Annotated in this window: 8 protein-coding genes and 1 pseudogene; 4 read left to right on the forward strand and 5 right to left on the reverse strand. The window is 68.0% G+C overall.

Features of this window, described 5'->3' with window-relative positions; all coding sequences use genetic code 11:
• Positions 1 to 89 precede the first annotated feature (89 nt).
• Both EAH89_RS17930 and EAH89_RS17935 read left to right on the forward strand, forming a co-directional pair.
• Positions 90 to 1,147 (forward strand): IS630 family transposase gene (locus EAH89_RS17930; RefSeq protein WP_140885088.1). Its coding sequence is split into 2 segments (ribosomal slippage): positions 90 to 573 and positions 573 to 1,147, totalling 1,059 coding nucleotides; the frame shifts between segments, so codons are not numbered across the junction.
• A gap of 20 nt (positions 1,148 to 1,167) precedes the next feature.
• Positions 1,168 to 1,443, forward strand: a pseudogene (locus tag EAH89_RS17935) (transposase); the annotation flags it as partial.
• A gap of 143 nt (positions 1,444 to 1,586) precedes the next feature.
• On the opposite strand, the gene EAH89_RS17940 reads toward EAH89_RS17935, so the two are convergent.
• The 5 genes from EAH89_RS17940 to EAH89_RS17960 form a co-directional block, all read right to left on the reverse strand.
• Positions 1,587 to 5,387 (reverse strand): beta strand repeat-containing protein, encoded by a 3,801-nt coding sequence (locus EAH89_RS17940; RefSeq protein WP_140885090.1) that lies wholly within the window; start codon positions 5,385 to 5,387, stop codon positions 1,587 to 1,589.
• A gap of 132 nt (positions 5,388 to 5,519) precedes the next feature.
• Positions 5,520 to 6,407, reverse strand: coding sequence for a segregation and condensation protein A (locus EAH89_RS17945; RefSeq protein ID WP_140885091.1), 888 nt, complete (start codon positions 6,405 to 6,407; stop codon positions 5,520 to 5,522).
• Positions 6,400 to 7,104, reverse strand: coding sequence for a hypothetical protein (locus tag EAH89_RS17950; RefSeq protein WP_140885092.1), 705 nt, complete (start codon positions 7,102 to 7,104; stop codon positions 6,400 to 6,402). Before EAH89_RS17950 ends, EAH89_RS17945 begins: the two co-directional genes overlap by 8 nt.
• Before the next feature lie 323 nt (positions 7,105 to 7,427).
• Complete coding sequence (locus EAH89_RS17955) at positions 7,428 to 8,459, reverse strand: tyrosine-type recombinase/integrase (protein WP_140885093.1); 1,032 nt, start codon at positions 8,457 to 8,459, stop codon at positions 7,428 to 7,430.
• Positions 8,460 to 8,960: 501 nt separating this feature from the next.
• Positions 8,961 to 10,337 (reverse strand): deoxyribodipyrimidine photo-lyase, encoded by a 1,377-nt coding sequence (locus EAH89_RS17960; RefSeq protein ID WP_140885094.1) that lies wholly within the window; start codon positions 10,335 to 10,337, stop codon positions 8,961 to 8,963.
• Between the two features lie 538 nt (positions 10,338 to 10,875).
• Here EAH89_RS17960 and EAH89_RS17965 point away from each other — a divergent pair.
• Both EAH89_RS17965 and EAH89_RS17970 read left to right on the forward strand, forming a co-directional pair.
• Complete coding sequence (locus EAH89_RS17965; RefSeq protein WP_140885095.1) at positions 10,876 to 11,466, forward strand: hypothetical protein; 591 nt, start codon at positions 10,876 to 10,878, stop codon at positions 11,464 to 11,466.
• 636 nt (positions 11,467 to 12,102) lie between these two features.
• The gene (locus EAH89_RS17970; protein WP_241667082.1) at positions 12,103 to 13,035 is read left to right on the forward strand and encodes a replication protein RepA; all 933 of its coding nucleotides are present in this window, start codon (positions 12,103 to 12,105) and stop codon (positions 13,033 to 13,035) included.
• Positions 13,036 to 13,210: the final 175 nt, after the last annotated feature.

Consider the following 13,210-nt stretch of genomic DNA (forward strand, 5'->3'; position numbering starts at 1 on the left):
ATACTAAATCTCGGAGACCCTGACTCTCGTGGGGGATTCCCTCATGGGGCCGGATCGTGATTCAAGATGGCGAACGCTGGAGGTTCGCCATGGCCATTCCGCTTCGGGGTGACTTCGACGCGGTTCGCCTGCGCGTGGCAGCGCGACGGACGAAGGATGCGGCTCAGGCCCGGCGGCTGCTTTCGCTAGCTGCGGTTTACGATGGTGCGACGCGGACCGAAGCGGCCAGGATCGGCGGCGTGACGCTGCAGATCGTCCGGGACTGGGTGCTGAAGTTCAACAGCGCCGGTCCTGATGGCCTGATTGACCGCAAGGCCCCTGGCCAGCCCTCCCGGCTGACGGAGGCCCACCGCGCGGCGCTGGTGGCTGTGCTGGAGAGCGGTCCGATGCCTGCCGTCCATGGCGTGGTGCGTTGGCGCCTGGTCGATCTGTGCGGGTGGCTCTGGGAGGAACACAAGGTCAGCATCGCCAAGCAGACGCTGAGCCGGGAGCTGCGCGCCCTGGGCTTTCGCAAGCTCTCCGCCCGGCCGCGCCACCACGCCCAGGCTGACGGCGCGGTTGATCTTTTTAAAACACCTTCCCCGCCACTCTGGACGAGATCGCGCGCGAGAAGGGCGTCGAGCCCTCCGGCCTAGAGATCTGGTTCGCCGACGAAGCCCGGGTCGGACAGAAGAACAAGATCACCCGCCGTTGGGCCAGGCGCGGTACCCGGCCCAGCGCTCCGCACGACCAACGCACGGCCTCGACCTACATCTTCGGCGCGATCTGTCCCAAGGAGGGCAAAGGCGCGGCCCTGGTCCTGCCCTACTGCAACACCGAGGCGATGAACCTGCACCTGACCGAGATCGCCGCGGCGGTGGCGCCAGGAGCGCACGCCGTTCTGCTGCTCGACCAGGCCGGATGGCACCTCTCCGACAAGGTCGCGGTTCCACCCAACATCACGCTCGCACCGCTGCCACCCAAGTGCCCCGAACTGAACGCCATGGAGAATGTCTGGCAGTTCATGCGCGACAACTGGCTCTCCAACCGGGTCTTCCGGTCCTACGACAACATCGTCGACCACTGCTGCGACGCCTGGAACAAGCTCACCGAACAGCCCTGGCGCATCATGTCCATCGGACTGCGCGACTGGGCATATAGGTCATGATCTCAGAGACTTGGTATNCGCACGCCGTTCTGCTGCTCGACCAGGCCGGATGGCACCTCTCCGACAAGGTCGCGGTTCCACCCAACATCACGCTCGCACCGCTGCCACCCAAGTGCCCCGAACTGAACGCCATGGAGAATGTCTGGCAGTTCATGCGCGACAACTGGCTCTCCAACCGGGTCTTCCGGTCCTACGACAACATCGTCGACCACTGCTGCGACGCCTGGAACAAGCTCACCGAACAGCCCTGGCGCATCATGTCCATCGGACTGCGCGACTGGGCATATAGGTCATGATCTCAGAGACTTGGTATTAGGCAGCATGTATCTGCTGGACACAAAGGCTTTCATGCTCCGCGACGCAGACAGCAAAACCGCTGCTTCCAAGTTTACTGAAGTCGGCGAAAATACGACGGTTGACGAGCCCCAGGTGAACTTCTTCAGGCGAACAGTGCGCCGAGCTGACTGGGGCTCATCGCGAAGTACTGGCTCTGGGTGAAGGCCGCCACCTGCATGCTCCGCAGGTTGGCGAGCTGTGTGGGAGAGACGGCGGCGATTTGTTCGTTGTTCAGGGCGCCCACCGCCGTCGTGCTGAGTGCCGCGAAAGCTTCCGGGCGGAGGGACGCGACATCGTCGGGCGACAAGCCAACCATCTGGGCGGGTGTCAGCGCAGCGATTGCTGTGGTGCTGAGTGCTGCGACTTGGTCTGTGGTCAACGCAGCAAGTTGAGTGGGCGACAGGCGAAAGACCTGGGTCGTGGTCAGGCCACTCAGCTGGGTGGTGGACATGGAGGCGACCTGGGCCGGGCTCAGGGCCATGACCTGCATCGTGGACAAGCCGCTGATTTGGGTCGTGTTCAGGCTGCCCGCTTGCGCAGTGGTCATGCCACGTGTGGCAGAGTAGCCTATCGCACCGACCTGGCTCGCCGATAGCGCGGTCAGCGCGGTTGTCGATAGGGCGCTGACCTGGTCTGCCCCCAGTCCGGCAATCTGCTGGGTCGACAGCACGCCGATTCGTGTTCCAAGCGCCGCGACGGTGTCGGTGGCAAGGCTTGCTATCCCGGATGGGGAGATGGCCGCCAGCTGACTGTCCGCGAGGGTGCTGACCACTTCGCTGGGTAAGGCGGCGAGTTGTGCCGATTCAAGCGCTGCTATCTGGTCAGGCCTCAATAGGTCAAGACGGCCCGCCACCGCCGTCATGTCCAGGCCACGGACCGCCGTGCTGGACAGGGCTGTGAGCTGCGCATCGGACAGCGCTCCTACCTGGTCAGCCGAGAGGGCCGCGACCTGCGCCGACCCGAGGCCACTGACCTGGCTGGTGGTCAGGGCGCCGAGCTGGGTGGCGCCAAGAGCTGCCAGTCCACTTGTCGAAAGACCGCTGATTGCGGCCGGGGAGAGGGAGGCAAGCTGCGCCGGGCTCAGGGTCGCGACGGTGCCGGCCGGCAAGGCGCTGAGCTGGGCCGAGCTCAGCGCGGCCAGCTGTGTGCTGCTCAGTGCCGCGAACTGCGTGGTGCTGAGGCCAGCGAGACCGCTGGCCGACAAGCCACCAATCCCGGAGGGAGACAGCGCGGCAAGCTGGCTGTTCGCAAGCCCCACGATGGTCTGAGATGACAGCGCACCGAACTGCGACGAGGTCAGGGCACCGAGCTGAGTTGTGCTCAGGGCATCAAGCTGCGTGTCACTCAGGTTAGCAACCAACTGCGGGTCGAGTGACGGGATTTGTGCGGTGGTCAGAGCCGCAAGCTGTGCAGTGCTCCAGGACATGGTGCTCGCAGCCGAGAGCCCTGCGATGCTCCTCGGCGGCAGGCCCGCGACTTGCGCGGAGCTCAGCGCGGCCGTGGCCGTCGTCGTGAGGCCTGCAAGGCTGGCCGGACGCAACGCGGAGAGCTGCAAGGTGCTGAGGGCCTCGATGCTGTCCGCCGAGAGGGCGCCGACCTGCGCCGTATCGAGCGCCGCCATCTGACCGGTGGTGAGCAGGCCAAACTGGGTGGTGGTCAGGCCAGCGACCTGCCCCGTCGTCAGCCCCGCAATCGCGGCTGCCGAGAGAGCCGTGATCTGGTTGCCTAAGGCGCCGAGCTGGTTGGGGGTGAGCACCGGGACCTGATCCCCCGTCAGGGCTGCCACCTGCCCGGGCGTCAGGGCGGCGATTTGGGTGCTGGCAAGGATGCTGATCGCCGTGGTGGTGAGCCCCGCCAGGGCGGGCGAGGACAAGGCCGCCACCTGCACGGTGCTCAGCGCGGCGATGCCCGTTGCCGGGACGGCGGCCAGTTGGCCGGTGGTCATGGCACGTAGCTGCGCAGTGCCAAGGCTGCCCAGCTGCGTCGTGGCGAACAGCCCGAGCTGTGCTGGCCCGAGTGCGGCGATCTGCCCTGTCGTCAGCGCGGCGACCTGCCCGGTGCTCAGCGCGCCGATCGCTTCGCTGGTCAGGCCCTGGAGGCTCGCCGGTGCCAAGGCGGTGAGCTGGATCGTGCTGAGAACCCCGACGCTGCCGGCTGAGAGCCCACCGATTTGGGTGGCGCTGAGCACGGCGAGCTGCGTCGTGGTCAGCCCAGCGAACTGCGTGCTGGTCAGCGCCGCAAGGCTGGTAGGCGGCAAGCCCCTGACAGCGGTCGGCGACAGAGAGGAGACTTGCGTGGCGTTCAGGCCGGCCAAGCCGTCCCGAGAGAGGGCAGCGCTTTGCGCCTGCGTCAGGGCGCCAACCTGCCGGGTGGTCAGGGCACCGAGCTGTGCCGCCGTCAGTGTGGCGACAGCAGAGGTGGTGAGCCCGGTGACAGCGGTCGCCGTCAGACCTGCCAGCTGGGAGCCGCTCAGAGCCGAGACGTCGTCCCCGGTCAGTGCCGCGGCTTGGGTCGCAAGGATCGCGCCGAGCTGCGTTGTGGTCAGCGCCCTGAGCTGTGTGGCTGTCAGTGTAGCGACGGCCGTGGTCGTGAGCCCAGCCATTCCGGTCGTGCCCAGGCCTGCCAGCTGGGACCCGCTCAGCGCCAGGACGTCGTCCCCGCTCAAGGCTTCGGCCTGGGCCGCGCCGATGGCGCCAAGCTGGGCCGTGGTGAGCGCGCCGAGCTGCGTGGACGTCAGCGCGCCGACCTGCCCGGGCTTGAGCGCGGCAATCTGCGCCGGGCGGAGGGCGGCAATCTGGGTACTGCCCAATGCGGCAAGCACCTCTGTCCGGAGCCCGGCCAAGCTGGTCGTGGGCAGGGCCGAAACCTGTTCGGCCGTCAGCGCTGCCGCGCCGGTCGCGGTCAGTCCGGAGAGCTGTACGGAGCCGAACGCGCTGAGTTGCGTCGATGTCAGGGCACCCATCGCGCCTGGCGCCAGGGCGGCCACCTGGCTTGCCGTGAGCGCCGCGATGCCGGCGCGGGGCAGGGCGGCGAGTTGCGTGCCGTTCAGCGCGGCGATGCTGGCAGTGCTCAGGCTTGCAACCTGGGCTGGCCGCAGCACGGCGAGCTGGGTCTGGGTAAGGCCGGCCGCCTGGGTGCCGGAGAGCGCGCGCAGCTGGGTCGTGCTCAGCCCGGTAACACCGATCGCCGACAGAGCACCGAGTTGGGTAGAGTTCAGGGAGGCGAGGTCGACCACCTCAAGCGCCGCGACCTGGGTCGCATTAAGGATGCGGAGCTGCTCGGTCGTGAGCACGCCGGCCTGAGCGGTCGAAACCGCCTGGATCTGCCCCAGGGTAAGGGCGGCGAAGGCCGAGTCCGAGAGGGACGCCAGTTGAGCGGGCGAGAGGGCCGCGATGTTCTTCGTGCCGATCGCCCTGAGCTGTGCCCCATTGAGTGCTGCAATCTGGTCGGAGGACAAAGCGCCAAGGGTGCTGGCGGAAAGACCGCCGATCCCTGCCGTCGAGAGCGCGGCGAGCTGCCGCGTCGTCATCGACGTTAGCACCGCAACAGGCAGGGCGGCCACCTGCGCTGGCTTGAGCGCAACCACCTGCCCTGCCGTTAGCCCGCTGACCTGCAAGGTGGTCAACGATCCGACCTGCGTCACCGTCATTGCGGCAACGCTCGTGGCGGACAGGGCGCCAAGTTGCGTGCCGCTGAGTGCTCCAAGCCCCGTCGTGGTCAGGGCCGTGATCTGGGTCGCTCGGAGAGCTGCAACCTGGGTGGTAGTCAGAGCGCCGAGCTGGTTGGTGCTCATGACCGCGAGGGTCGTGGTGGTGATGCCAGCGATCTGTCCCGCGCTCAGTGCGGCGAGGTAAGCTGGCGGGCGTAACACACCGATCGCTACCGGAGCTGTGTTGACCTGCACAGGTGTTTTACCTTGCGTCGGATCTTCCCCAGCAGCGAACGGGGAACGGCGTTATTGCCATGCCACAGGGTACGAAACGAGGGTAAAGAATTCCTGACTTGCCACGACAAGAGCGTGGCTTGGTACGCAGGGTCACTGATGCACGGGCAGCTCGTGGCGGTCCTGTTGCTCGAGCTGCCGTTCTACTTCGCGAACACGTCCCAGAACGATTGCCCCGAACTGCTCTGATTGTTCGATTGCCGCCTCTCCGCTGCGGGTGAGTTCAAGCCCGGCCATGAGCGTGCTGGCAAGCGCAGCCCGCATCCGCAGTGCCCTGCTCGGTGCCTGCGCCGGAAGGACAGGCAGGCACCTCTCCAGGCGCAGCCCGCCTCTTTCGTGCTCGAGGAGTTGCTTGATGCGGAGCACGGCGTCCGAGATGCGCCAGAGGTCGAGCGGCGCGGGACGGTAAGTTTGGGGCGCCTCCGCTCCCTGCCCTTCCCTGGTCTCCAGCATGGCGAGCGTCGCCTCCAGGAAGGCTACGTACAGCTCCGCCTGCGGCCGTGGGGCGGGTGGGTCTGCCTGGCCCCGCGCAAAGACCTCCCGCCCGAGCTGTGACCGTGCGGCCAGCCACTCGGCGCCGGCCCGCGCGCGGGCGAGCGCGTCCAGCTGCTCTAGGCGCCGTCGGGCATCCTCTTGCGCTTCCTCGGCCGCCTCCGGGCTGGCGGGCGCCAGCAGCTGCGCCCTGAGCAGCAGGAGCTGGCTGGCCATGACCAGCCAGTCCGCCCGCCGCTCCAGCCGCGCGCCGCCGCTGTTCTCGATGGCGCCCACCAGCTGGTCGGTCAGCGTCAGGATGGAGAGCGGGCCGAGGTCCACCCGCTGGCGGCGCACCATCTCGAGCAGGAAGTCGAGTGGTCCTTCGAAGCCCTCCACCCGCAGCTGCGGGGTGGTGCCTGGTGAGTCGGCTCCCTCGCCTCTCTCGGCCGGCGCGCCCTGCCCTTCCCCGCGGGCGGGCTCCTCCTCCTGAACGAGCGCCTCACCCACGGCGGGCCCGCCCACGACTCACCGAGGATCCGCTCCCCTCCGAGGCACGCGCCTCGGCCGCGCTCGCCCCCTGCCCGTCCGCTGCGCCCGGCGCGTAGTCGGGGGTGAGTACGAAGGCGAGCGCCGGCCAGCTCCGCCGCAGCCGCACCACCGCCTGCCAGGGCGACCAGTCCGCCGACCAGAAGCCCACCCGCAGCTCCGCCATCTTCTTGCGTCGCCCGTCCAGCTTGCCGGGCAGCACCTCCACGTGCCGGAGCGGACGGGTCACGCCCCAGTGGGCGAGCAGCCACTCCCGGCTCGCCGCCTCCTCGGGGCCGAGCCTGAGGATGGCCGCGGGCAACGGCAACAGCCGGTGCAAGTCGAGCGGGCAGCTCCGGTCCGTGCTCATCCGGGCCAGCGCGCGCTGGTGGTTCAGCGCCACCGCCTCCCTCAACCGCCTGGCCAGGAGCTTGGCGCCGGTGAGGTTGATCGCGGGCACGCCGTCCAGAGGTGCCGCCATCGGCAGAAGGAACTCCTCCTCCAGCGCGGCGAGGTCCAGTACCCAGGGGATCACGCCCGTACCCGCCGCGGCGGCGGCAAAGCGCACTACCTCCTCCGTCGGCCCGCTCACCGCCAGCGTGTTCCGCAGCCAGTCCGTGTGCGTGCGCTCGGGGTGCCAGGACGGATGCTGCGGGAAAGGCTCATCGGCGGTGGCCACGGTCTCTTGCGTTGGCATCGTCGGCCGGCGCTCTTAGGACGCGGCCATGTTGAAGAAGCTACCCCATCCCACACACGAGGCCCCAGAGACGAGAGAGATCCGGATCGGCCGCGAGGGGTCAGGACGGAACACCTGGCGCTGGTCAATCTGGCGCGGCTCAACCCTCGTCGCCCGCTCACCCGCCGGGTTCCCGGGCGCCGAGGCCGCGTATGACGCCGGTCGCCGCGTCCTGAACCGCTGACCCGCGAGCCCGCTCGCACCGGCGCGCCTCCCCAACCCCGCAACGCCCGCGCGCCCCTGACCCACCCTGCCCTGCCTCCGGCTCAGAGGTCGAGCAGCCGGGCGGGGCTGTCCTGCGTGATCTTGGCACGCCGGCGGTAGCCTTGCGTGGTGGCGAGGCTCCGCTGGCGCGTGTGGTGCATCACCTGCTCGTCCAGCGCGCCCTTCAAGTAGGCCTCCGTGATGAACCCCGCCCGCAGCCCGTGCGGCGACAGCCGCTCGCGCTCGTCGACGGTGAAGTTCGCCAGCTCGGCCCGGCGTCGCAGGATGCGCCACACCCCCTGCGGCGTCAGCCGGTCCTCCAGCCCACCCGCGGCGCTCACGCGCCGGAACACCGGCCCCCACTCGATGCGAGAGCGCTTGAGCCAGGCCTCCACCGCCCGCACCGGGCAGGAGAGCGGGTTCAGCCCGCGGGGGATGCCGATCGAGGCCCCCTCCCCCTCCTGGTCGCGCTTGGCGCGCGTGATGAGCACCGTCATGCCCTCGCTCGTGAACCGCAGGTGCTCGCGGTCGATCCCCACCAGCTCGGAGCGACGCAGCGCCCCGGCAAACCCCACGAGCAGCAGCGCCTTGTCGCGCACCCCGGCCACGTCGGTGCCGCAGCTCGCCAGCAGGCGCTTGACCTCGGCCGAGGTGAGGGCGGCCGCCGGGCGGGCGGGCTTGCCGTGGGTGGCGAGGATGCCGCGCATCGTCGCGCTGATCGCCGGCTGGCGCGTCTCCCAGGGGTGACCGGCCTGGCGATGGTGATGCGCGATCGCCGCCAGCCGCCGGCGCAACCCGCTCCTGCCGAGCGTGGCCGCGAGGCTCGCCAGGTGGCCGGCGATCACCACGGGCGCGGCCGGCAGAGCCGCCACGCCGCCCGCCTCGCACCAGGAACAGAAGGCGCGCCAGTCGGAGGCGTAGGCGCGCCGCGTGTTCTCCGACAGCGCCCGCCCGGCGTAGCCCGCCGCGCGGGCCACTGCTTCGCCCACCGGCCCGGCCAGCACCGCCAGCGCCTCCGCCGGCAGTGCGCCCGCGGCCAGGCGCACCACCGACGCGGGGACGGCTGGCGGGCTCGAACCTGGACGCTCCGTCACGCCTTGCCCCTCCGGCAGTCCAGCAAGCAAAGGCCTGTATTGGCTGGCGTTCTCGACGCTGTCCCTACCAGAGTCCCCACTCCCCTGCCCCGCTCTGGCCGATCCGGCGAGCGCCCCCACGCCGCCTTCCGGCCCTCCCGAATGTGCCCGGGGGCGCCCATCTGTGGCAACCGCCCCCTCCCCGCCCCTTGGGCACGATAATAGATAATTATCGTGCCCAAGGGGCGGTGAAAGGCCTGCTGGAGGGGTTGGTTCTGCCCGGATTTGCTGGGTTTTTCCGGCAAGTGACGAAGACTGAACTGAGCCAGGACGCTTCGTCGCCAGCTTCGGCGTCCAAGCGGGACTCTACCAAGCAGGCTGTGGAGAAGTTATCCACATTTCGTGGGGACAGTTCAGTGGGTATCAAGGCAGCCTATTGGCACTCCGACCCGACCCGGTCCTAAAAATCTTCAAAATTTTGGTGTCCGCGGGGTCATTGCTCCAGTTCGCCACCTCACACACCTACTCTCGCTCCGCTGCCGCAAGCCGCTCCACCTCGCGAACATAGCCATCGGCGTCGAACTTCTTCAGGCTCGCCTCGCTCATGGAGCGCACGTTCCCGAAGACCTGTTGGGGTCCCCAGGGCCGGTCGTGCAGGCCGAAGAGCCAGGCCACGTTGGTGAAGGAGTTGGCGTCGCGGCCGTCGATGAAGTAGCGGTTGTTCAGCCGCAGCGCCGTCTCCCAGGCCTCCTCGGGCGAGGCCGACCACTGCACGATCTTCTTGCCCCAGTACATCCGCATGTGGTTGTGCATGTAGCCGGTCTCGCGCATCTCCATCATCGCCGCGTTCCAGTATCGGTTATGGGTCAGACCCATCTCGAGTTGCTCGGGCGTGTACAGATGCGGTCGTGGGTCGCCCCGGTGCGCGTCGAGCGTCTTGCGGGCCCAGCCGGGCACGCACGTGTAGTCGTCGTAGCGCGGCTCGTAGTGGATGTGGTTGATGGCGAGCTCGCGCCGGATCACGACCTCCTCGATATAGGCAGCCTTGTCTTCAGGATCCCCAGTGTTCGCCGCTTGCACGGCAAGCGCGATCGCCACGGGTGAGATCTGGCCGAAGTGCAGGTAGGGGCTCATGTGCGAGGCGGCGCCGGCATCGGGCCTTCCCCGCACCGTCGCGTAGCCGGCAAAGGGGGCACCAAGATAGTGCCGCAGCCGCGCCTCTGCCACGGACGTGCCGCCCTTGAAGCGCCGCACCGGTCGGACGCTCTGGTCAGCCTTCAGGCTGGCGACCAGCCGCGGCACATCCTCCAGGCCAAGGGTGCTTTCGTGGCGCAGGTCCGTGGCCGGACGCAGGACCCGCCGCTCCTCGAGCGGCATCAGGTAGTCCGGCAGCAGCCGGTTGAGCTTGGGCCGGAGCGTCCGCGCGGCGATCTCGTGCTTGGGGGAGGCGGTCTCGACCGGCACGACCACGTCCCCCTCGACCTGCACCACCCGGCAGGGCGCGCGCGCCGCGAAGTTCGCGTAGAACCCGACGGCCGGCTTGAGGTAGGTCCGGTCGCAGACGACGAGGGCGGCATCGGCGGCGTAGAGCAGCGCCGTCTCCACGGGTGGTTCCCGACGGGCGACAAAGGCGATGCCGCGCTTTTCCAGCGCTGGCCCCACCTCAGCCACACCTTCCAACAGAAAGCTCCAGTGCCGGGCGTTCACCTCTGGGAAGCCCTCGGCGATGCCGTAGCAGACCAGGAGGGGCAGATTGCGTGCGTTTGCCTCGTCCACGGCGTGCTCGAGGGCCGGGTTGAAGACGGCGCGCTGCGACAGGCCCATCCAGTAGAGAACGTAGGAGGCCCGCGCGTTCTCCGGCGCCTCGTTGAGAGGACGGATGCGGGTCGGCTGGATCATGCGGACGCATGTGGTGCGTGAGCTTCATTCTTCTAGGTAATCCGGCCTGTCTGCGAGGAAACAGGCTGACTTGTGCCCTTCACTACTCCCTTGGTTGGTAGCCGACCCTGTCGCATCCCGAATTCGTGAATTTGCTGCAGTGCACAAATGTTTATGCTGAGCCGTTACTAAGTTTCCGGCCCGAGTAGCCCTTCTCTCCGGCTAGGGCACAAGGAGACGACCGCTCCAGCGGCTTAGGGTCTCTGGGGTGCCACAAAGCGGGGATGCATGGCCCTCGACGGTTAGTTTTTCGGCAGCGCTGATAAGGCTGGTCGAGATCGTTGCGGTTGTCTAGAAGGCCGCTGACCCGGATCTGATGAGCTCCGGATAAGGCCGTCGACAGTGGAGGATCCATCCTTTCACAGGTCGACGGCTCTTTGCGTTCAGGAGCGCGGCACAACGGGAACGTGGCAAATGCCCCTGCCCCGCTCCTCAGGAACGCTGCTGGAGGATTATCGTGCGTGAATGATCTGAAAAGCCCGGTTTTGCTGAGGCTTTTGTGCTTCCCGGGGGACCAGTACCGTCTCCCACGACGGGCCGCCCTATTCCGTCCGCTAATCGCTCTTTCCGGACGGAAGCGGGCGCCCCCTGCCCCGCGCTGGCCACCCGCGCCCGCGACGAGGACACCCGCCGCGCCGACGGCTCGGCCTGGGGCACCTCCCTCGGCGGCGAGCCCCTCGCCGGCAATCACGAGACCCTCGCCATGGACGCCGTCCGCCTTGCCGACCGCGGCCTGGCGGTGGCCAGTCTCTGCGACCACCTCGCCGCCATTCAGGCGGCCCACCGCCTTGCGGGCGTGGCCCTGGACCTCCGCCACCCGTGTCTCGCCATGGTTCTCGAGGGCACCCGCCCGCGCGGGAAGGCCACCGCCGCCGGGCCCGATGTGCTCCGGCTGATGCTCGCCACCCGCCCCTCCCCTGCCACCCCACTCGGCGCCCGCGACCGGGCGCTGTTGTTGGTCGGCTTTGGCGCAGCGCTGCGCCGGAGCGAACTCGCGGGGCTCAGCCTTGGCGATGTCACGCCCGTCCTCAGGCGCGGGCTGCGGGTGCTCGTGCGCCGCTCGAAGACCGACCTGCGCGGCGCCGGCTAGGAGGTCGCCGTCTGGGCCAACCCAGGCTAGCCGGGCTTCTGCCCGCTCGCCGCCCTTGAGGCCTGGCTCGTCTTCCGGCGGAAGGGACCGGACATCACGGGCGGAGCTTCGGACGGGGAGAGGCTGCTCTTCGTCGGCATGAGCAACGCCGGGGGGCTCACCGGCCAGGAACTGTCGGGCGGTGGCGCGGCTGGTCAAGGGCGCGGCCGAGGCGACGGGGCTGGAGGGGTGGGAGCGCTTCTCGGGGCACTCGCTGCGCGCGGGGCTCGCCACCGCCGCTGGCTAGGCCGGCGCCGACCTCGCACAGGTCATGAGCCAAACCCGGCACCGCTCGCCGACGTGGCCCTCGGCTACCTCCGCCCCGCCGACCTATGGCGCAGCAACCCCACCAAGGGCATTTGGGGCTAAGCGGATCCAACGCGGGTCTGATCATCGCCACAGCGGATCGCGATAGTCTGGAACTCGGCTTCCAGCGCAGATCGATTCGCCCACAGAGGCCGCGCTGCCCCCTTGGACTCTGGTGGCTTGGGCTTGGATTCTAGTGGCGGAATAGGGCCTTATCCCCTGGACTCTGGTGGCCACTCTAATAACTAAGTCTAATATCTCTTCGAATAGCCCGCGCCACTAGAGTCCAACTTGACGCTGTGGGCGATGGCCCGCCACTTTGGCGACATGGCTGAGATCCACCGCTTAATTCGAACGCAAGGGGTGGAAGAAGCTCGCCGTCAGGCAGTCAACGCCCATGAGCGCGCCGTAGTCGAGGCCGCCTACCGAGTTCTGAGCGAAGAGACAGAGAGCATCGGCTTCACCTACTCCGGCTTCGCGCTGACCTCGCTGCCGCACAAGGAGCAGGAAGAGGCCATCTGGCGCCGTGAGGGGCATAACCTCACGCTCATTCTGCAATCCGGCGCGGATCGCAAAGGCCAGCTCGTCGGCCTCCCTTATGGCTCCTATGCCCGCTTTATCCTCCTTTTCCTGCAATCGGAGGCAGTCAAGACGGGCAGCCGCGAGATCGAGCTGGGCCGCTCAATGCAGGTCTGGCTTGGGCGGATGGGCCTCTCGATCGGCGGCAACAGCTACCGCTTGGTAAAAGAGCAAGCCAAGCGCATTTCGGTTTGCCGACTAACCTTTTTTGCCGGGACTGGCGATGCGGAGCTGCTGCGGAACGGCGGCTTCGTGGAGGGGGCGATTACTCTGCATGGCAGTGGGGAGCAGCCCCAACTCTGGCAGGACCGTGTGATGCTGGATGAGGCGTTCTATCGGGCCTTGAGAGAGCATCCGGTACCGGTGAGCGAGGGGGCGCTGCAGGCTATCGGCCCGCGCTCAATGACGCTCGACGTTTATATCTGGCTGGCCTATCGGCTGCACGCTCTGAAGCGCGACCAAGAAGTAAGTTGGTCGGCGCTCTACGGACAGTTCGGCGCGGGCTTCAAGCGCCTAAGGGCCTTCCGTGCGCAGTTTCTGGACAGCCTCCAGCTGGCGCTGGCCGCTTATCCCGAGGCGCGGGTGTCCCTGGCCGAGAACGGTATCACCCTGCATCCCTCACGCCCAGCTATTGCGAAGCGCTAGCGCCAGTAGAGTCCAACCAAGCTCCGTTGCGGCCGTCGCTCGTGGAAGTGGCCGTTTCGATGATTACGGCTTAGCAAGGCTTCAGCGACTTGCGGAGTTGGACTCTGGTGGCGCTCCGCCCGTGCGGGAGCCTCTCGCTTGAGGGGTAATTTCCGAGTCTACCTGTGCCGCCAGC

Source organism: Muricoccus nepalensis (assembly GCF_006438825.1).
In the GTDB taxonomy this organism is placed as follows: Bacteria; Pseudomonadota; Alphaproteobacteria; order Acetobacterales; family Acetobacteraceae; genus Roseomonas; species Roseomonas nepalensis.